The organism is Devosia sp. SD17-2 (assembly GCF_029201565.1).
GTDB lineage: Bacteria > Pseudomonadota > Alphaproteobacteria > Rhizobiales > Devosiaceae > Devosia.
This window is the reverse complement of record NZ_CP104002.1, coordinates 141,490-161,209: the sequence shown is the minus strand read 5'-3', so window position 1 is coordinate 161,209 and position 19,720 is coordinate 141,490. Positions and strand designations below refer to the sequence as shown.

Below are 19,720 nucleotides of genomic sequence, written 5' to 3'. Positions count from 1 at the left end.
TCCGGAGCGCCCATCGCGAAAAGGGACAAATATGCTCAAAGTCGCCGTCCAGATGGACCATGTCTCCACCATCAATCCGCGCGGTGATTCCACCTTCGCCATGATGCTCGAAGCCCAGGCGCGCGGGCATCAACTGCTGCACTACACGGCCGATACCCTGTCCCTGCGCGACAATGTCGTCACTGCCCTTTGCCAGCCCATCACCGTCACGGACGCTGAAAAGGGCCAGCACTTCACCCTTGGTGAAGCCAGCCGCGTGGATCTCTCCACTCAGGACGTGGTGCTGATGCGCCAGGATCCGCCCTTCGACATGAACTACATCACCATCAGCCACATCCTTGAGCGGCTGCACCCCAAAACCCTGGTGGTGAACCCGCCCGCGGCCGTGCGCAACGCCCCGGAAAAAATCCTCGTCACAGAATTTCCCGAGCTGATGCCGCCGACCCTGGTGACGCGCGACCGCGCCGAAATCCACGCGTTCCGCAAGGAGCACGGCAACATCATCGTCAAGCCGCTCTACGGCAATGGCGGCGCTGGCGTCTTCTTCATCCAGGAAGGCGACCATAATCTCAATTCGCTGATCGAGCTCTTCGAGCAAAGCTTCCGCGAACCCTTCATGGTCCAGAAATACCTGCCGGACGTGCGCAAGGGCGACAAGCGCATCATCATCATCGATGGTGAGCCCGTGGCCGGCCTCAACCGCATCCCGGCCGAAGGCGAAGCGCGCTCCAACATGCATGTCGGCGGCCGTCCGGAGCTTTCCGAGCTGACCGCCCGCGAAAGGGAAATCTGCGCCACCATCGCCCCGGCGCTGAAAGAGCGCGACATGATCTTTGTCGGCATCGACGTCATCGGCGACTATCTCACCGAGATCAACGTCACCTCCCCCACCGGCATTCGCGAGATCAAGCGCTTTGGTGGTCCGGACATCGCTGTGATGATCTGGGACGCCATTGAGAAGCGCCGCGCCGCCTAGTCACCAAGCTTGGCCTCGGCGCGCAAATGCCCTAGTTCTAGGCAAATTGCGCGCAGGGGGCCAAAATGAATTCTTTCCTTGTGGCCTTCGCCACGCTGTTCGCCACCGTTGGCGTCGCCGATATCGCCTTCATCTTCGCGGCTCTGACCAAGGATAATACCGCCCAGCAACGCTGGGTCTTTGCCACCCGCGGCGTGCTGGTGGCGCTGGCGATCCTTCTGTTCTTTGCCGTCCTCGGCAATCTCATCCTTGATGTCTTTGGCATCACCATTCCGGCGCTGCGCACGGCCGGCGGCATCTTGCTGCTCTTGATCGCCATCGACATGGTCTTTGCCCGCCATTCGGGCGGCACCGGCACCACCGATGAGGAAGAAATCGAGGCGCGTCAGAGCCACGATATTTCGGTCTTTCCCCTCGCCATGCCGCTCATGGCCGGTCCCGGCGCCATCAGCGCCGTCATCCTGCTGACAACAGGCGCTCAGTCAGACCTTGAGTTCTGGCTGGTGCTGGCGGCCATCGTGGTCATCCTCTTCCTCGCCTGGCTGACCCTGCTGATCGCTATTCCGATCCAGCGCCTGCTTGGGCTCACCGGCCTCTCGGTGGTCTCCCGCGTGGTCGGCATTCTCCTCGCGGCCCTCGCCGTCCAGTTCATCTTCGACGGCGTCAAGGCAAGTGGGCTTCTAGGCAGCTGACGCCGCTCACAAAACCTTATTTGGAGAACTGGCAGCGCCCGGTCGGGGCGAGCGCGGCAATGGCGCGTGGATCGCAACCGGTCGAGAGGAACATCAGCCAGTCGTTCTGGTTGCCGTAGAAGACGTTCCGGTCCACTTCCCCCTTCACGCCCGGCACCACACCGGTCTGGGTATACTGCCAGAAGGTCCAGGGGCGGTTGTCATAGCGCTCATGGGGCTCGGCAGCGGTCGAGCGCAGCCAGAAGGCGTTGGGGAAATATTCGCCCGCCAGGATATCGCGGTGGAAGTTCATGTCGGTGTAGATGATCGGCATCTTGCCCGTGTGGCGTTCCATCGCCTCTAGCATGTAGCGGATCTTTTCGAGCGCATTTTCGCGGCTCGGCTTCACCTTGCAGCTTGAGTGATTGTTCCACTCGAGGTCGAGCACCGGCGGCAGCGCGCTCGGGTCCGCCGGCACGTTCTGGGCAAACCACGCCGCCTGTTCGGACGCCAGCGAGCACCAGGTCATGAAGTGATAGGCGCCGCGCGGCATGCCGGAGTCGCGCGCCCGGATCCAGTTCCGCTGGAAATCGGGGTCGATATAGTCCTTGCCCTCGGTCGCCTTCATGAAGACGAATTGGATGCCGGCGCTGCGGGCCCGCGGAAAATCGACATTTTCCTGATAGCGCGCCACGTCGATTCCCTGCACGGGCATGCTGCGCGCCCGATCGACAGCCTTGTGCGGACGATTGTCACCCGGAATGGCGCCATAGAGGCCTCCACCAGAGGCGCAGGCCGCCAGTGCCAAAACGGTGAAGCCGATGGCGACACCGCGCAGCGCGGCAGAAACGGAACGGGGGAAGCGTAGAGGAAGGCCCATGAACGCAAGTACTCGGCACGCAAGAGTAAAATTTACATTCAATTGCGCCGGGCAAAGTTAATGGAGCTTTAGGGTAACCAATGTGGCAGCAGGCATGGTTAACAGGCCATATTGCGTTCGCTCTCCGTTCTTGAGCCTTTGTTAAGCTTCTGTTAGCTTTCATTGAGGCCGGGGGCATTTTCGAGCATGGTTACGCGTGTTGCCACTGTCGCATTTCAGGGCATTGATGCCGTGCCGGTCGACGTCCAGGTGCAGATTGCGCCGGGCATCGCGAAATTTCTCATGGTCGGCCTGCCCGATAAGGCCGTCAAAGAATCGAGCGAGCGGGTTCGCGCCGCGCTCGTGGCCTCCGGGCTCGGCCTGCCACCCAAGCGCATCACCATCAATCTCGCTCCTGCCGATCTGCCCAAGGAGGGCAGCCACTATGATCTCCCCATTGCCCTCGGGCTGATGGCCGCCATGGGTGCCATCCCGCAGGACGCACTCGACAATTTCGTCGTGCTTGGCGAACTCGGGCTCGATGGCCGTCTCGCTCACGTCGGCGGCATTCTCAACGCCGCCATCTCCGCTCAGGGGCGGGACATGGGCATTATCTGCGCGCGCGACTCCGGCCCGGAAGCCGCCTGGGCCGGCGAAGGCATCGACATCATCGCCGCCGATAGCCTCCTCGCGCTCGTCAACCACCTCACCGGGCACCAGCTCCAGGCGCGTCCAAAACCGCGTCGGCACAGCGCCGAGCCCGGCAGTTTACCCGATCTCTCCGATATTCGCGGGCAGCCTCTGGCGCGCCGAGCCCTCGAAGTGGCCGCCGCAGGTGGTCATAACCTTTTGATGTTTTGGTACGAATCACCTGCACGTTTACAATTCTAGAAAAGGTGGGGGAATGCATCTGGCATCCACTTAGCTGGATGCACCGACACATGATTATCGAGCTCACATCTCGCCCGCATCATAGCCCTTTTCAATATTCGCTCTTGTGAGATGGGGACTAGAGCAGCGTCGTGGATGGGGATCGCAGTCACCCCTTCCTCCTCCAGATGGGCAAGGACTTTCAACATTAGCTGGCTTTCCTTGAGCTGTAGCTGTCGCCATGCTTGTGTGCCCGCGAGTTCGTTCAGTGGAGCGTGATACTCCCAGAATGCATCAGCCATCCTCTCTGCCTCGCCTTCCTGTAACCAACTACCGGTTTGTTTCTTCACGGCGTGGGAGAATGCCGACATGAGGTTGTGGTTTGGGTTGTGTTGATCGGCCCCGATTGCACTGGTGAAGCAAGCCTTGAAGTCGTCGCGTCTTAGCTTACCATACCCGGGTATGTCGTAGGGATCCCCGGGAGGGGCCTCTTCACCGACTAAATCGTAGGCAAGGGCAGCCTGCATACCTTGGTAATCATACTCGAAGACGTGCTCTCCATTGATAGTCAAATGCCTCCGGAGCCGCTTGGGCACGGTTTGGCCCCAATGTCCGAACAATCGGCCACCAGACTGCTCGTCGTCTACGAACTGCCTATAGAGCCGATGGCCGCCTGAGACGCTGAATACGTCATGCCTGTAGTCCCATTCCCTCTCGTAAGAGCGATAGTCAGGGAACGAGAGCCTGATATCTGCCTTCGCCAAGCGGACATTTACCAGCGGTAAAACAAGCTCCTCCTTAGTAGGCGGTCGAACAAGAGGTGCTTTCTGCCCGGTCAAACTGCTCTTGAGGAGCAGCAGGTGTGGAGTGGACCCCGTTTCGCCGGACAGGCGGCGGTTGGGTTTAGGCACTGAGGCGCAGGAACTCGCGTGGTGAGCGATACTTGAGCCCGGAGTGCGGGTGGACCTCACAGTAATCGTCGATCCATTCGGGCAGCAAGGCCAGGATAGTCTCGGCGTCTGGGAGGATAACGGTTGAGGCGTAGTCCCTTTTCAGGGTTTTGACGAAGGCCTCAGACATGCCGTTGCTCTGTGGGCTTCGAACCGGGGTGAAGAGCAGGTCAATGCCCAGCGCCGCGGCCACTTGTGCGGTCTGCCTGGCGATATAGGCACTGCCATTGTCCGAGAGCCACTCTAGCCGGTGTGGGACCTTTAGGGCCTGGAAGCGGCGCTCGACGGCGGCGATCATCAGATCACAGACCATCTCGCCGGAGATGCCGGCATTGGCGACGGCCGACCAGGCGATGATCTCTCGGTCACAGGCGTCGATGACGAAGACGATGCGCACCACCTCGTTATTGCGGGCATGGATCTCCAGATGATCGGAGCACCAGCGGATATTAGAGCGCAGGGCAACGACGACGCCGTCGTGGGTGCGGGTGGGCCGCAGGGCAGTATGCTTTTGAAGGGTGAGCCCGTTCTGCTGCATGATCCTGAGGACCCGCTTGGTGTTGACGGTGGGCTTGCCCTCCTTGCGCCGCTGCCTGTTGAGCAATGCTGTCACACGGCGATAGCCATAAGTGGGTCGCTGGTCGATGATCGGGCGTAGCTCGGCAAGAAGGGCAACATCGTCCGGCTTGCGATAAGGTCCGCGCGGCTTGGATGGCTTGCTGGCGCGCTCGATCAGGTTGGACCTCGAGACGCCCAGAGTGCGGGCAATGACGCTCATTGGGTATCGTCCTCGGGATTGCTCCACGACAGCAAGGGCGAAGTCCGTTTTTTTGGGCGCGCGAGATCCAGGGCCTCCCTCAAGATCTCCGCTTCCATGGTCTTCTTGCCCAGCATGCGCTCGAGGTCACGCACGCGCTTTTCCAGATCGCGGACCTGGGAAGCGCCAACGACATCTTCATCGGCCTGAACGGCTGCGTGGCCGCCTTCAAGCATGCGGCGCTTCCAGGCGAAGAGCTGGGAAGGGGAAATGCCGGCGCGTCGTGCCACGTAGGAAACGCTCATGCCCGGCTGCATGGCTTCCTCCACCAACCGAACCTTCTCGGCCACTGACCAGCGCCGGCGGCGTTGCACGGAGGTGATGACTTCGACCCGTCGAAACGGCTCGTCGGAACTCTTGGACATAGTCGTACTCATAGGCGCATGCCTATGCCTTATCGGCTATGCCGCCTGTCCGGTCAAAATGGGGTGCGCTCCAAGGTGTTCACTACTTTGAGTGGGCATATAGGGATGTCTAGACCAAATCAGACCAGCCTTAAGAAGCCGTTCTCTGAGCTCGGCAGATGGAAATAGCCGGGTTCGCACTCCCAGATTTATCGCCCGATTGAAGGTGCCACCTCGTTTTTGGCAAAGCCGATTGCCGACTTCGGGTTCAGTCAGCATAGTTATAACGCGCTTGAAAATCGGATAACTGAGCTGCTCAAATGGTCCCCCATGGCCGTAGTCGTTAGACCTGAGACTTACGGCTAGTGCCCTGTAATGCGTCGGAAAAGAGCTGATGTGGGCGAGGCTGTGCATCAGAAGCATCAAGGCTTCACGGTGCTCATGAAGGTGCCTGTTCCCCGTCAGCGCCCATGGCACAGATTCAGGGTTGAGCTTTAAGGAGTGTTTTGGTCTCGTCGTCTGACGAAGGAACCAAGATGACTGCTAAATCCCCGAGCACCAAAAAGCCTGCCGAGCAGGTGGTGAAGGACATTCGCCGGGCGACCCGACGGCACTTTTCAGCTGAAGACAAGATCCGGATCGTTCTCGATGGTCTGCGCGGCGAAGACAGCATTGCCGAACTGTGCCGCAAGGAAGGCATCGCGCAGAGCCTGTATTACACTTGGTCGAAAGAGTTCATGAAAGCCGGCAAGCGCCGACTGGCGGGCGATACTGCTCGTGCTGCGACCAGTGATGAGGTCAAGGATCTGCGCCGAGAGGCTGGTGCGCTCAAGGAATGCGTTGCCGACCTGACGCTGGAAAACCGTCTGCTTAAAAAAAGCATGATCGCGGATGGGGACGAGCCAGAATGAGATATCCCGCATCCGAAAAGCTCGAGATCATCAATCTGGTTGAGCAGTCGCACCTGCCCACAAAACGCACGCTGGACCGGCTGGGCATCCCGCGCCGGACCTTCTATCGCTGGTATGACCGCTACCTCGGTGGCGGTCCTGAAGCATTAGAAGATCGGTCTTCGGCACCCAGTCGGGTGTGGAACCGGATCCCGACTGCCGTCCATGATCAGCTCATCGAGATGGCGTTGGAAGAGTCCGAACTCTCGCCTCGGGAGCTGGCTGTGAGCTTCACCGACCAGAAGGGGTACTTCGTGTCCGAAGCCAGCGTTTACCGGCTTCTCAAGGCCCACGACCTGATCACCAGCCCGGCCTATGTGGTGATCAAGGCGGCAGATGCGTTCCACACCAAAACGGTGCGGCCCAACGAGATGTGGCAGACCGATTTCACCTACTTCAAGATCATCGGCTGGGGCTGGATGTATCTGTCCACGGTGCTCGACGATTACTCGCGCTACATCATCGCCTGGAAGCTGTGCAACACAATGCGGGCCGAGGACGTCACTGACACGCTGGACATGGCCCTCGCGGCCTCAGGCTGCGACCAGGTGCATGTGCATCACAAGCCCCGGCTGCTCAGCGATAATGGCCCCTGCTATATCGCCAGTGAACTGGCCGATTATATCCAGACCAATCGCATGAGCCACGTCCGCGGCGCCCCGATGCATCCCCAGACCCAGGGCAAGATCGAGCGCTGGCACCAAACCATGAAGAACCGCATCCTGCTGGAGAACTACTTCCTGCCCGGCGACCTGGAGGCCCAGATCGGCGCCTTCGTCGAACACTACAATCACAGGCGCTATCATGAGAGCCTCGACAACGTGACCCCGGCAGACGCCTACTTCGGCAGGGCCGCAGCCATCATAAAACAGCGCGAAAGGATCAAACGACAAACCATCCAGCATCGGCGCTTGCAGCACCGCAAGCTCGCCGCATAACATCAACCCAAAGACGAGGCCGATACTCCGCTAATCCAAGACCCAAACTGCGCCAAATGATCTGACGACGGACAGTGCCTAGTAACAGTCCTTGCGAGTGTGGGAGACTGGGCAATTAGCTCGTATAAAAGGCTGTCCGAAAACTGCTTGAGGCTACGCTTGTAGTTGGTTTCTCCCCTAACTTCTGTCCACAAAAACAAAGTCTGCTCAGTGGCAAGAATGGAGGTTTGCGTAGGCAGAGTTAGGGGCGAACGAAGAGATGCGGCTAGCTCTTCTAGCTCGCTGTCAGATACATAGTATTCCAAAGGCTACTTCTTGGCAGGGCGTCCCAAAGGGACGTAGAATTCACACCTCAACCGATGTGAAATGAGTATGGCCACCAGCCCCTTAGAGAGGGGGGAGGCAAACAATATTACTGATACACTAAGGTCGGTAAGCCTTTGAAAAGTCATGCTCTTTAGAGAAAGAGCAGAGTTGGCAGCACCAAACCTAGACAGCCAATATATTCCAGATTTACCGCCATGTCAAGAAAAATATTCTACAAGGGCGTCAGCGGCAGACGGTGACTCCAGATAGGTCGGTTCAATTGTCTCTGGAATCCCGCTCCACGGCCTTCTCTGGTGATCCTGAAGCCATTCTATTGGGCCTCAGACGGGGTTATAACGCCACTGACTTTACATTCATTTTTCCGCCCGCCTTGGGTAGGAGTGAGTACGATAACCTACATGGGGATGGTGGTACTCGCCCCCCTATCAGCGACCAACAATCGCAGCGGTTGCGGACAACACTCGCCCACTGCGTACGTCGAACGTGCAGTCGTAAACAGCTCTTCCCCAAGCACCAAATTCATTCTGCAGTTTCAAGCTATTGCCGCTTAGGGATACAATACCACGTTCTCTGTCCCTCCAGGTCACAATATTGAATTTGGGGTCAAACCACCCCGCATTCCAAGACGTGCCATAAATGGCGTCTCTGCGCTCGATGCGGGTCACCCCGCACGTGGCGCGCAACAATAACGGGCGGCGGTCGGCCATCGACGGGCGAACCACACGCCATGGCGGTTATGCGACCAGCCTGCGTATCCGCAAGCGGATCGAGGAATCGTTCGGCTGGATCAAGACCATTGCGGGGCAGCGCAAGACCCGGTTCAGAGGCATTGACCGCGTCGGATGGGCCTTCACCTTCAGCGCCGCTGCCTACAATCTGGTGCGCCTGCCAAAGCTGATGGGGGAGAACACCTGATGACAAACGCCCTGCAAACGCCTTGGTGGGCCCCCGGTGCACCGCTGTCCCAGCTTGCCGGCATGAATGGGCAGTCATTGGCGCCGTCAGCCCCATCGTCGGCCACCGTTGCAACCCTTAAGGCGACGATTTAGCCCTCGTTCGTCTGCACGCAGGACTTCTTCAACAGCCTGCTAAACGTTGCTCCCCCAAAAGTAGGGCGCGGAGAGTATCAGGTGTCCCCGGCGGCATTATGCTTTTTTTGTTGTGCGCAATGTGGGCATGAGACTGGCCACGCCGCACCGAAGGTTTCGGAAGCCGCCTCCAGCCGCGCCGCTATGTTCTCGGAGCGTCGCCGAATTTCTCGCTCACGGTTGCCTTTGCCAAAATATGTCCGGTCCGCGTAAAACTCAAAATTGTCAGGACTCCAGGCATGGAAAGTTGAATGCATTGAGCTCGAGCTAGGGTTGAGACTCAATCATAGCCAGTACGCAACTGCTGCTGCGAGCATGACGGCAGATAGATAATTCCGAGCGAGCTTGTCGTACCGTGTGGCGACGCGGCGGAAATCCTTGAGGCGGCAGAACATGGCCTCAACGCGCCAGCGGTCCTTGTAGCGTTTCTCATCGTATCGGATTTTGCGCTTGCGGTTCTTGCGGCCGGGGATCACCGGGATGGTGTTTTGACTTCGAAGAGTGGAGCGAAGACGGTTGGCATCATAGCCCCGGTCCGCGATAATCCTCTTCATACCCGTTGTGTGGGCGATGAGCAGATCTGCTCCCTTCATGTCCGAGGCATTGCCGGGTGTCAGGACGAGGCAGAGTGGTCTGCCGATAACGTCGACAAGCGCATGGACCTTGGTGGTCCGGCCACCACGCGAGATGCCAATGGCATTGGCTCGCGCCCCCCTTTTCCCCCACCTGCACAACGATGGGCCTTGATATAGCTGCTGTCGATCTGGGCGGTCTCGGCAATCCAGCCCTGTTCGGTCAGAGCCGCAAGAATGCGTGCCCATATACCGCGGCGGCTCCAACGGTTCCAACGATTGTAGATGGTGGTCGAAGGACCATACTCGCCAGGGCAATCAGCCCAGCGCCCGCCGCATTTGAGCATGTGAATGATCCCCGAAATCACCCGCCGGTCATCAACCCGTCGGGCTCCAGGCTGGTTCTTGGGAAGGTGGGGCTCAATGGCCACCCAGGCTTCGTCACTCAACCAAAACAGTCTGCTCATCAATGCCTCCGGCTTATCCGAAGCCAGAGAATCTGATTTGCAGCCCCTATTCAACAACCTGATTGGGTTTGGACCCTAGTAGTGCACTTCGGCAAATTTTTCTGCTCGATTTCCAAGAAACTCGGCAAGAAAGCGTAGTCAGCGAGAAATGTACTGTCCCCGAATTCGTATCCAGAGCTGTACCGGTCGCTTTCCCAGCGCTCCACGATCTCAATTCTTATCCTTAATGGATCACCATCCTTCATTTCCCTAGTGTTGATCTCGTGTTTGCATAAATAGGGAACCTGTTCATCTGAGAATACGGGCGTCTCCGCCACGGCACCGTATGCATTAACCTGATTCAGGATCGCGTCGTTGAATATTGCCCCAGTTAAAATAGCCCCTGTCAGATAGGCACCTGAAAGGTCAGCGCCGGTGAAGTCTGCGCCGGAGAGATCAGAAAACGCCAGCACAGCCCCCTTCAAATTCGCGTTCCGGAAGTTCGCTCCACTGAAGTCCGCCAGCAGCCAAGTGCTATTCGCAAGATCCGCTCCCTCCCATACACTTGCAGTAGCCACCACGAGGGCAGCGTTTATATCCGATCCTTGCAGGCGGGTAAGGGTCGCAGCAGATAGGGTTGCATACCTCAGATACGATGAAGTGAGATCGGCGTCCGTCAGGTTCGCGTTGCTCAAATTGATTGCGTGCATCAAAGCGCTGCGAGCGCGAAGTCCTGACAGGTCGCCGCCCTCGAATGACACGCCGCTGAGGTCCGAACCGTCCAAATTGTTTCCATTGTCTATCCACAATCTGATCGCTTGATTCTGACCTCTTACCGATCCGTCCGACAGTTCAGAGACCTCGCGGATTGTGTTCATTGCCAGGTTAAGCGAGGTTGTGTCGTCGATCCTCTTTAACGACACCCTGAGGTCGTCCAGCGTCCCAATCAACGCCTCTGCAGTGCCTAAGTCACCGCTTGAAAGCGCATCCCAGGCGTACGCGATTGCAGGATCCGTGGACGTGGTCGATTGTAAACTACCGCGCAGCTGCCTGTATTTGTTGGCCCATTCGTCAGCTGCCTTCTGCAACTGCTGGTTATCAAGTCCAAGTTGCAGGATGCGCTCAGAGAGCTTTTCTATGACGGCCGGATCTATTCCCGGGCATTGAATGGTGATCGTATTTCCAACGCCAGACGCATGCAAATTGCAATTGTTATTGCTTCCGGAAACGTGCAGCTGCGACATCGCCGGAGCGCCTGCTGAAATTAGAAGCACCACAACTGAGCACCCAAGCCGTTTCAGCATGATACGTTTATTGTCGAGTTATTCGCTGATGCCGCGACGTTTCCACAGTTGTTGTCACCGGTCACCGATAGGGCCGGCTTTTGAGAATCGTCCTGACCGAAAAAGAACTTCGTGATATCAATCGAGCCTGTTGCAAGAGTTGCAGCAGCTGCGCCGACTGTAACTACTGCAGCCATTGAAGCGAAGAGAGTTCCCTTTTTGGTCATTGGATGCCCCCCAACCGATAAGATCATCCAAATGAATTTACGGGTTGAGGTCAAGTGGCCCGTTTCTAGGCGGTGTGGACGAAGTGGATTCCCAAATCAGCTAATCGCTGATTCAATGCTGTTCTTTGCGGAGAGCAGCGTTGGTTCGGGGTTTGATGTCAGATGCAGAGTGGGCCTTCTTCGAACCGTTCGTGGTGGAGAAGGGTCCGAGACGAGGTCGGCGGCCGCGTGATCATCGGCTGGTGCTGGATGGGGTGTTCTGGATAGCCCGCACGGGAACCGCCTGGCGGGATCTGCACAGCCATTTTGGCCCATGGAACTCAGTCTATCGCCAGTTCCGGCGTTGGACGCAGGCGGGGATCTGGGATGTGATGCTGGAGGCCTTGAACGAGACGGGAGCGGGTAACGATAGCGTTCAGATGATCGACTCTACCATCATCCGCGCCCATCAGCACGCCGCCGGCGCGCTAAAAAAGGGGATGCGGACCAAAGTCTTGGCCGCTCTCGTGGTGGTTTCTCGACCAAGATCCATCTCCGCAGCAACGCTCTCGGCCTCCCTGTCGCGGTCACGCTGAGCGGCGGACAGGTCTCCGACGTGAAAGGCTACGTGCCGATCATGGACCAGCCCGGTCCGAGACCCTGCGTGCTGCTCGCCGACAAGGGATACGACGCCGACTTCATCCTGGCTGACCTGGAGGCCCGCGGCGTGGCCGCTGTCATTCCGGCCAAACGAAACCGCAAGGTTCAGTCCGTTATCGACGGCCATATCTATGCCTTGAGAAACCTCGTCGAGCGATGCTTCTCCAAGCTCAAGCACAGCCGCCGCTTAGCCACGCGATACGACAAAACCGCCGATAGATTCCTCGGCTTCGTTCTCGTCGCGTCGATCCGGTTGTGGGTCAGACACTTTGTCCACACAACCTAGTTAGCTAAGTTTGGCTCGCTCCGGGTGCTCGGGTAGCTGCGTGTCATAAACAGCCGTCAGCGACCTTCTCTGTGGCTCCTAGGGGCCTTCCGTGTGCGGTGGAGGCGTTGGGATCCGGGTGGGGGTAGCATGGACAACGAGCAAGCTGACAAGAGAATTGAAATGCCCCAGGCGGCTCTTGCCCGATACCAATTGATGGCGAGAGCAGGTCATCTTCCGGTAGCTGATATGAAGTTTATGCTCAGAGAAAACGATCTGTTGGAGCGCATAGCCACCCACGGTGTGGTTGGGGAAAGTCTAATTGTTCTCTCGAAGTTCGTCTTGCCAAAGGCGGTGACTCGTCCAATGGGCAACCCTCTACATCAAGGAGGATACTGTTGCCAAAGACCCGGTCCCTGACCCTCGGATGATCTCGGAATTCTGTCGCCTAAGGCTGAAATCCGTCCTTGTTGATGGCGAGATCGAGTTGATGGCGAACTACCTCGTCGGCCTGCTCGAGATAATGGCTTATCCCAGCCGTTTCCAGCTGATAGCGGCCATGAACCCCTGCAAATGCGGCCTCGCCGGCACACCGGGCCACACCTGCAAGCGCGGTGCCGCCTGCGCCGATGATTATCAGTCCCGCGTCTCGGGACCCTTCCTCGACCGCATCGATATTCGTATCGACGTTCCAGCAGTCTCCGCAGCCGACATGATTGGACCGTCCGACCATGCCGAAGCCTCCAGCGTCGTCGCCGAACGCGTGGCAAGGGCAAGGGAACGCCAGCGCCTGCGCTACGCCGAGGCCGGTCACCCCGACATCCTCACCAATGCTGCCGCCGGGCCAACCCTCATTGAAAAAATCGTCAATCCCGACGTCGAGAGCCAGGCCCTCCTCATGCAGGCCGCCAATCGCTTCAATCTCTCGGCCCGCGCCTATCACCGTGTGCTCAAGGTGGCGCGCACCTTGGCCGATCTGGCCGGCGTCGATAAGGTGGCCCGCCCCCACATCGCCGAAGCGCTGGGCTACCGCCTCAATTTCGGCAATTGACGATCCAAGCCAGGAATTTTCCATGAAGCACCGAATTTCCGCCGGCGTCCTTGCCATGCGCGGCGATGAAATCCTGCTGGTGCGCCATTTCCGGCCCGGCAAACACGATTTTTGGGCCGGTCCCGGCGGTGGCGTTGAAGGCAGTGAGGAGCTGGCCGAGGCCGCCGAGCGCGAGGCTTTCGAGGAAACCCGGTTGCGCGTCGCCACCTCGTCCCTCGCCTATATCGATGAGCTGGTCGACGGCTGGGGCCGGGTCGTAAAATTCTGGTTCCTGGCCGAATACGTTTCGGGCGAGATCGACGTCACCAGAAATCCCGCATCAGGCGAGGCGATCAGCGAGGCCGGCTGGTTCGGCCAGAACACTCTGCCCAAAGGTCATGTGTTCCCCGAAATCCTGCGCGACCGCTTCTGGGAGGATCGGCACACCGGTTTTCCCGCCCCCATAAAACTGCCCCTGCGAACCTCGATCTTCTGAAGGAGCACGCGACCTTGGCACTTCTCGGCACAGTGGTGGAGTGGAACGACGAGCGCGGCTTCGGTTTCATCGCGGCGGATGACGGCGAGCGCTATTTCGTCCACATCAGCGAAGTCGGCAGGCGCAAGCGGCGTCCGGCCTTGGGTGATCGCGTTGATTTCGTTCCCAAGAAGGGCTCCGATGGGCGCATCCAGGCCGCGTCGGTCCGTCTTTCGGGCGCGACAAAGCCCATTGTCCGCCCTGCCCGGCCAATGGCGGCGCCGCGCCCGCAGGCCCTTTCCGAGTGGCGCTTGCCCCTCGCTGCGGCCTTTGTTGGTCTTATCACAATCGGCTGGTTGCTCGGCCCGGTCCCCCTTTGGCTCTTGGCCGCCTATGGGATGATGGCTCTCGTGACCTTCATCTCCTACTGGGTCGACAAGCGCGCGGCCGAGGCCGGCAAGTGGCGCACCAGCGAGGCAACGCTGCATGGTTTTGATCTGGCCTTCGGCATTGTCGGGGGCCTCGCCGGGCAGATACTCCTCCGCCACAAGACCCGAAAATCCGGATTTGCGGGGATCACAGCGGCAATTGCGCTGCTGCACCTCGCCTTTCTGCTGGCCGTCATGCTCGGTTGGATCGATATCGCGCCAATAGCGAACGCCCTGGGCTTGGCTTAGCCCAGGGCGCTGGTGTTTCACGTGAATCCGAGGGAGGTTCTGCCCGGATTTCAGTGAAATTGTGCGGTTTCGGTGGAGTCGGCCATCGCCGTGGTGGCGCTCTGGCCTTCGCTCACGGTCATCGACACGGCATCGAAATAGCTCGTCCCCACTTCGCGCTGGTGGCGAACGGCCGAGAAACCGTGTTTTTCGGCGGCAAATTCGGCCTGCTGCAGCGCCGAGTAGCCGGCCATGCCACGTTCCTTGTAGCTGCGCGCCAGCTCGAACGTGGTGAGGCTGAGATTGTGAAAGCCCGCCAGCGTGATGAACTGGTATTTGTAGCCCATGGCGCCCAGCTCGCGCTGGAACTTTTCCATTTCCGCCTCGCCCATATGCTTGGCCCAGTTAAAGCTCGGCGAGCAATTATAGGCGAGCATCTGCTCCGGATATTCCTTGCGAATCGCTTCGGCGAATTTGCGCGCTTCTGCCAGGTCCGGCGTCGACGTTTCGCACCAGATGAGGTCGGCATAGGGCGCATAAGCCAGACCACGGGCAATGGCGCAGTCAATACCGCCCTTGAGCCGATAAAAGCCTTCAGCCGTGCGCTCGCCGGTGACGAAGGGGCGATCATATTCGTCGATATCCGAGGTGATCAGCCGTGCAGCTTCCGCGTCCGTACGGGCCATGATCAACGTCGGAACGCCCAATACGTCCGCCGCGAGACGGGCGACATTCAGCGTCTTGACAAATTGCGCGGTGGGAACCAGCACCTTCCCACCGAGATGCCCGCACTTCTTCTCGCTCGCCAGCTGATCCTCAAAATGCACCGCCGCTGCGCCGGACTCGATCATCGCCTTCATCAGCTCGAACACATTGAGCGCGCCGCCAAAACCGGCTTCGGCGTCGGCAATGATGGGCACGAAGAAATCGTGATCGGTGGTGGCAATGCCGTCGGCCTTTTCCATGGTCTGGATCTGGTCGGCGCGCTGCAGGGCCTTGTTGATGCGCTTGACCACGGAAGGAACGCTGTCCACCGGGTAAAGCGACTGATCCGGATACATATTGCCCGAGGTGTTCGCGTCCGCTGCCACTTGCCAGCCGGAAAGATAAATGGCTTTCAGGCCGGCCTTGACCTGCTGCACCGCCTGGTTGCCGGTAAACGTGCCCAGCGTCGGCACGAAATCTTCTGTGTGCAGCAGTTCCCAAAGACGTTTGGCGCCATTTTCGGCCAGCGTATGCCGGATGGGCAGGGACCCGGCCAGCCGGCGCACATCGGCGGGCGTATAGTTGCGCGAAATAGTGCGCCAGCGATCCGGCGCGTAGTCCGGCGTCGGGAAGCTTTCGGGCTTGTGGGGCTTGTCGAGCATGCTTTTCTCCTCTTGAGGCATGGCTCCGCCGGTCCCGCCGCAGCAGGTTCTGGCAGTTTTCTGGGTGATTCACGTGGAACACGGATTTTAGGGGTGCAAATTGGTGCAGTCGTCTCCCTCCCCCTTGTGGGGAGGGATCAAGGGTGGGGGTGGTAGGCTCGTGCCATCACACGCGGCCCCCTGCCCTAAGCCGAAACCCGACGGCTGAAAGTCGCTGCAATCATGCCGGCGCCGGAAAACAATTCCTGCGCTTCTTCCGCGCCCACCAGGGTGAACTGATGGCGGCCAATGCGCCCGGCAATGGTGAAACCCTGATCATCAAGACCGCGGGCCTTGAACTGCGCCATGGCCTCCTGCGCAGTCGGGGCAATGATGGTGATGTACTCGTCGCGTTGAGCGATATCGCTGTTCATCGAATGTCTCCTCGTCGTTGATGTAAAGATTTGACATCTGCGCTCTCTATGCAAGAACTAACGACAAAAGCGGCTGTAAAGCTGTAAAGCGCCTGTCAATCGGTACTGTCATGAATGTAAAGCGTGTAAAGTTCGGGAGGTCGGAATGGAGGCATCGGCAAGCCAGATCGGCGGGCGCATCAAGCGCTTGCGCCGCGTTCGGCATCTCAACCAGGCCGACCTCGCTGCCGCGCTGGGCATTTCGCCAAGCTACCTCAATCTCATCGAGCACAATCGCCGCAAGGTGACGGTGCCGCTGTTGTTTTCCATCGCGGGCTATTTTGGCGTCGAGCCGGGCGAGCTGGTCGACAGCGATGAAGGTCGGCTGGTCGGTGATCTCATGGAGATTTTCGGCGACGATCTCTTTGCCGACAGTGACCTCACCAATCTCGAGATCCGTGACCTAGCGCACGCCAATCCGGCGGCAGCGCGAGCAGTGTTAAAGCTCTATGACCGCTACAAAAACCTGACAGGCGAAGAAACTCCGCGCCCGGTGCAAGGTGAGGCGGAACCCTTCCACCTCGCCACCGATGCCATCTCCGATTTCCTCCAGGCCAATGCCAATCATTTTCCCATCCTCGAGGAAGCCGCGGAACGCGTCCGCATCGACATAGACAATTCCGGCGATAGTTTTGAAACCGGCATAAGAACCTATCTTTTCAACGTCTTCGGGCTCGAAACCCGTCTGGCCTCCCTGCCCCATGGCGTGGCGCGCCAGCTCGATTCGGCGCGCCGGCATCTGCTGGTGTCCGACCTCCTGCCTGGTGAGACCGCGTCTTTCCTGCTCGCCCAACAAATCGGCACGCTGGCCGCCAGTGCCGAAATCGCAGCCGTCATTGAGGCGGCCAATCTGCCCGAGGGCGACGCCCCGGCTTTGGCGCGAAACGTGCTCTCGTCCTATTTCGCCGCCGCCCTGCTCATGCCTTATGAGCCATTTCTGAAAGCCTGCCGCGATCATCGCTATGATATCGATCGCGTCGGTCGGCGGTTTGGCGCCAGTTTCGAGCAGGTCTGCCATCGCATGACCACGCTGCAGCGCAAGGGCGCTTCGGGCATTCCGCTCCACCTGGTGCGCACCGATATTGCAGGAAACATTTCAAAGCGCTTTTCGCTCTCGGGCATTCACATCCCGCGCCATTCGGGAGCCTGCCCGCGCTGGAATATCTATGCCGCTTTCCTCGCGCCCGACCGCATCAATGTGCAGATCAGCCAGATGCCCGATGGCCAGCGCTATTTCTGCATCGCCCGCACCATCACCAAGGGGGACTATCGCTACAATGCCCCGCGTCGGCATCTCTCCATCGGGCTGGGCTGCGCCATCCACCACGCCAGGGAGATGATTTATTCCGAAGGCGTCGATCTCACCAGCGAGCAGCAGATCGTGCCCATCGGCACCGGCTGCCGCATCTGTCCACGCCTCGAATGCTCAAGCCGCGCCCATCCGCCGGCCGATCACCGCTTCCGTCTCGACGAGACCATCCGTCCAGAAAGCATTTATGCAAGAATGGGTTAGCCGGCCTGCATGTGCTGGGCATCCCGTTCCCAGCTCTCGCGCCATTCGCGCTCCAGCACGGCGCGGCGCTTGCCATAGCGCTCTTCGGTAAGGGTCAGGCACACAATCCGGTCGGTCCTGAAATTGCGAAAATCTTCCCGCAGGCAACACCAGGCGGAAATGGTCTGCTTGCCCTCGTAAAAGGCGATGCCCACCGGCCAGATGGTGCGGCTCGAAACGCGCCCCTGTTCGTCTTCATAGTCGATGCGCACGGCCTTTTCCTGCCGCATGGCCAGCCTGATATCGCTCAGCACCGGGATCGGCTTGCGCTTGCCCCACACCGCCACCGGCCACAGTGCCGTATCGCTGATCCGGTCGCGCAGATCCTCGGGTGATGCGGTGGCGATTTTTGCCAGTGCATTGCGAGCAGCTGCACCCAGCTGGTCGTCCGGCTGGGCTTCCACCCAGCGCGCGCCGAGCACCAGGGCTTCCAGCTCTTCGGGGGAAAACATCAGCGGCGGGAGGAAAAATCCGGGCTTCAGCATATAGCCGATCCCCGCCTCGCCATCGATCGGCGCGCCGAGCCCGATCAGCGTCTGGATATCGCGATAGAGCGTGCGCACGGAAACGCCCTGCTCCTCGGCCAGTGCCGCCGCCGTGATCGGCCGGCGATGGCGCCGCAGCGCGTCCATGATGGCAAAAAGCCGCTCGGTCTTGTCCATCGCGCTTCCTCCGGAGGACGGAGAGGGTGCCAAATTCAGCACCTTAGGTCTATGGGCGATCGCCCAAACCCCCACCTATCCTCCCCCTGTCAGGGGGAGGAACAAATCGAGTGTGTCACGAAAATTGGGGAGCCGCCGGCAGATCCCTCCCCCTTGTCAGGGGCTTCGCGCCGGGCAGGCAAAATTGCTCCTGAAGAGCAATTTTAGGCAAGAAGGCCATGAGAGCTATGCTCGAATGGCTAGGTAGGAGGGGATACTCCCCCTATTCCGCGATCTCGATCTCGCACCAATGGCTGTAGGGCCGGTCCGGCGTGTGGATGATGTTGGGGAAATGCGGATTGTGCAGCGCGTCGGCCAGGTTCTGGTCCTCGAGGCAAAGGCCCGAGAAGCGGCCATAGGTCTTGCCACCCAACCCCGGCACCGGAATGTCGGTCCAGACGCTGTTATAGACCTGCACGCCCGGCCGATCGCTCCAGATCTTGAGGGTGAGGTCCTTGTCCGGCGACACAACCGTGGCAATCGGATCGCTGGTCTTGCGACCGCTGTCGAGCACCATGCCAATATCATAATCGACCGGCTGGCCTTCTGCGTCGCGCATGGTCCGCGCCGTGCGCAGATCATATTTCGTGCCGCGCGAAGGCAGGATCGCGCCGGTCGGCGCCAGATCGTCGCCAAGCAGCGTATAGGCGCTCGAATTGACCTGGATCGAGTGATCGAGCACGTCGTCGGTGGTGCCGAGATTGAAATATTGGTGCTGCACGAGGCTGATCGGCGTGGCGCGGTCGGTCGTTGCGCTGAGCTCCAGCCGCAGCTTGTTGCCCAGCAGCGTATAGGTCGCAGCAAAATTCACATTACCGGGGTAACCCATTGCGCCGTCGGGCGAAAAATGGGTGAAGCGCACGGCGTTATTGGCGCTGTCCGCCTGCCCCGACCACACCTGTCGGCCAAGGCCCTCGGTGCCGCCATGCAGCTGCAGATCGCCCGCATTGGGCGGCAGCTTATAGGTGACGCCGTCGATCTCGAACGAGGCATCCTTGATGCGATTGGCAACGCGTCCGGCCAGCGAGCCGAAATGCGGGCTGTGCAGCGGATAGGGCTCAAAACTGTCAAAGCCGAGCACCACGCTCCGCTCGCCGCCCGCCACCGGCACGCGCCAGTCCCGCACGGCCACGCCATAGCCGATGATATCGACGGTTACGCCAGTGTCGCTGACCAGACGAAACTGGTCGACGCGCTTGCCGCCATGCTCGCCGAAGGTAGATACCGCAATCGCCATCCGCTTGCCCTCTCGCAATTTCTGGCGG

16 protein-coding genes and 3 pseudogenes are annotated in these 19,720 nt (G+C 59.5%); 10 read left to right on the top strand and 9 right to left on the bottom strand.

Translation table 11 applies throughout. The features are described 5' to 3' along the window. Window positions 1–31 precede the first annotated feature (31 nt). Window positions 32–976 (top strand): glutathione synthase, encoded by a 945-nt coding sequence (gshB, locus tag NYQ88_RS00760; RefSeq protein WP_275653086.1) that lies wholly within the window; start codon window positions 32–34, stop codon window positions 974–976. Between the two features lie 65 nt (window positions 977–1,041). Beyond that, window positions 1,042–1,668 (top strand): MarC family protein, encoded by a 627-nt coding sequence (locus NYQ88_RS00755; RefSeq protein ID WP_275653085.1) that lies wholly within the window; start codon window positions 1,042–1,044, stop codon window positions 1,666–1,668. A 16-nt stretch (window positions 1,669–1,684) separates the two neighbouring features. On the opposite strand, the gene NYQ88_RS00750 is transcribed toward NYQ88_RS00755, so the two are convergent. After that, on the bottom strand, window positions 1,685–2,527 hold the full coding sequence (locus NYQ88_RS00750) for a GH25 family lysozyme (protein ID WP_275653084.1): 843 nt from the start codon (window positions 2,525–2,527) through the stop codon (window positions 1,685–1,687). A gap of 186 nt (window positions 2,528–2,713) precedes the next feature. On the opposite strand from NYQ88_RS00750, the pseudogene NYQ88_RS00745 reads away from it, so the two are divergent. Continuing rightward, window positions 2,714–3,361, top strand: a pseudogene (locus NYQ88_RS00745) (magnesium chelatase domain-containing protein); the annotation flags it as partial. Window positions 3,362–3,393: 32 nt separating this feature from the next. Here NYQ88_RS00745 and NYQ88_RS00740 read toward each other — a convergent pair. Together NYQ88_RS00740 and NYQ88_RS00735 are read right to left on the bottom strand one after the other, a co-directional pair. Further along, the gene (locus tag NYQ88_RS00740; protein ID WP_275653083.1) at window positions 3,394–4,215 is read right to left on the bottom strand and encodes a hypothetical protein; all 822 of its coding nucleotides are present in this window, start codon (window positions 4,213–4,215) and stop codon (window positions 3,394–3,396) included. Window positions 4,216–4,279: 64 nt separating this feature from the next. Continuing rightward, window positions 4,280–5,508 (bottom strand): IS3 family transposase gene (locus tag NYQ88_RS00735; RefSeq protein ID WP_275651365.1). Its coding sequence is split into 2 segments (ribosomal slippage): window positions 4,280–5,160 and window positions 5,160–5,508, totalling 1,230 coding nucleotides; the frame shifts between segments, so codons are not numbered across the junction. A gap of 515 nt (window positions 5,509–6,023) precedes the next feature. On the opposite strand from NYQ88_RS00735, the gene NYQ88_RS00730 reads away from it, so the two are divergent. Beyond that, window positions 6,024–7,375, top strand: a protein-coding gene (locus NYQ88_RS00730) for an IS3 family transposase (protein WP_275651446.1) whose coding sequence is annotated in 2 segments (ribosomal slippage) — window positions 6,024–6,359 and window positions 6,362–7,375 — 1,350 coding nt in all. Because the reading frame shifts where the segments join, the coding sequence is not laid out codon by codon here. A gap of 972 nt (window positions 7,376–8,347) precedes the next feature. Next, window positions 8,348–8,617, top strand: a pseudogene (locus NYQ88_RS00725) (transposase); the annotation flags it as partial. A gap of 457 nt (window positions 8,618–9,074) precedes the next feature. Here the strand turns inward: NYQ88_RS00725 and NYQ88_RS00720 are convergent. Together NYQ88_RS00720 and NYQ88_RS00715 are read right to left on the bottom strand one after the other, a co-directional pair. After that, a protein-coding gene (locus tag NYQ88_RS00720) for an IS5 family transposase (protein WP_275651448.1) occupies window positions 9,075–9,829 on the bottom strand; the annotation gives its coding sequence in 2 pieces (ribosomal slippage) (window positions 9,075–9,499 and window positions 9,499–9,829; 756 coding nt in all). A gap of 50 nt (window positions 9,830–9,879) precedes the next feature. Continuing rightward, window positions 9,880–11,052, bottom strand: coding sequence for a pentapeptide repeat-containing protein (locus tag NYQ88_RS00715; RefSeq protein WP_275653082.1), 1,173 nt, complete (start codon window positions 11,050–11,052; stop codon window positions 9,880–9,882). Window positions 11,053–11,473: 421 nt separating this feature from the next. On the opposite strand from NYQ88_RS00715, the gene NYQ88_RS00710 reads away from it, so the two are divergent. The 4 genes and pseudogenes from NYQ88_RS00710 to NYQ88_RS00695 all read left to right on the top strand — a co-directional run bounded on the left by NYQ88_RS00710 (window position 11,474) and on the right by NYQ88_RS00695 (window position 14,404). Beyond that, window positions 11,474–12,243 (top strand): IS5 family transposase gene (locus NYQ88_RS00710; RefSeq protein WP_275653081.1). Its coding sequence is split into 2 segments (ribosomal slippage): window positions 11,474–11,782 and window positions 11,785–12,243, totalling 768 coding nucleotides; the frame shifts between segments, so codons are not numbered across the junction. A 505-nt stretch (window positions 12,244–12,748) separates the two neighbouring features. Further along, window positions 12,749–13,273 (top strand): annotated as a pseudogene (locus tag NYQ88_RS00705) (ATP-binding protein); the annotation flags it as partial. Window positions 13,274–13,295: 22 nt separating this feature from the next. Beyond that, the gene (locus NYQ88_RS00700) at window positions 13,296–13,748 is read left to right on the top strand and encodes an NUDIX domain-containing protein (RefSeq protein ID WP_275653080.1); all 453 of its coding nucleotides are present in this window, start codon (window positions 13,296–13,298) and stop codon (window positions 13,746–13,748) included. A 14-nt stretch (window positions 13,749–13,762) separates the two neighbouring features. Further along, window positions 13,763–14,404 (top strand): DUF1294 domain-containing protein, encoded by a 642-nt coding sequence (locus NYQ88_RS00695; RefSeq protein ID WP_275653079.1) that lies wholly within the window; start codon window positions 13,763–13,765, stop codon window positions 14,402–14,404. A gap of 50 nt (window positions 14,405–14,454) precedes the next feature. On the opposite strand, the gene aceA is transcribed toward NYQ88_RS00695, so the two are convergent. Together aceA and NYQ88_RS00685 are read right to left on the bottom strand one after the other, a co-directional pair. After that, window positions 14,455–15,750, bottom strand: a complete 1,296-nt coding sequence (aceA, locus tag NYQ88_RS00690) for an isocitrate lyase (protein WP_275653078.1) — start codon at window positions 15,748–15,750, stop codon at window positions 14,455–14,457. 185 nt (window positions 15,751–15,935) lie between these two features. Then, complete coding sequence (locus tag NYQ88_RS00685) at window positions 15,936–16,163, bottom strand: hypothetical protein (RefSeq protein WP_275653077.1); 228 nt, start codon at window positions 16,161–16,163, stop codon at window positions 15,936–15,938. 145 nt (window positions 16,164–16,308) lie between these two features. Between NYQ88_RS00685 and NYQ88_RS00680 the strand changes: the two genes are divergently transcribed. Then, on the top strand, window positions 16,309–17,715 hold the full coding sequence (locus NYQ88_RS00680) for a helix-turn-helix transcriptional regulator (RefSeq protein WP_275653076.1): 1,407 nt from the start codon (window positions 16,309–16,311) through the stop codon (window positions 17,713–17,715). On the opposite strand, the gene NYQ88_RS00675 is transcribed toward NYQ88_RS00680, so the two are convergent. Beyond that, window positions 17,712–18,416, bottom strand: coding sequence for a YafY family protein (locus NYQ88_RS00675; RefSeq protein WP_275653075.1), 705 nt, complete (start codon window positions 18,414–18,416; stop codon window positions 17,712–17,714). The two genes, NYQ88_RS00680 and NYQ88_RS00675, sit on opposite strands and share 4 nt — an antisense overlap. Window positions 18,417–18,678: 262 nt before the next feature. Next, entirely contained in the window at window positions 18,679–19,692 is a 1,014-nt protein-coding gene (locus NYQ88_RS00670) for an aldose epimerase family protein (RefSeq protein ID WP_275653074.1), read from the bottom strand. Between the last annotated feature and the right edge of the window lie 28 nt (window positions 19,693–19,720).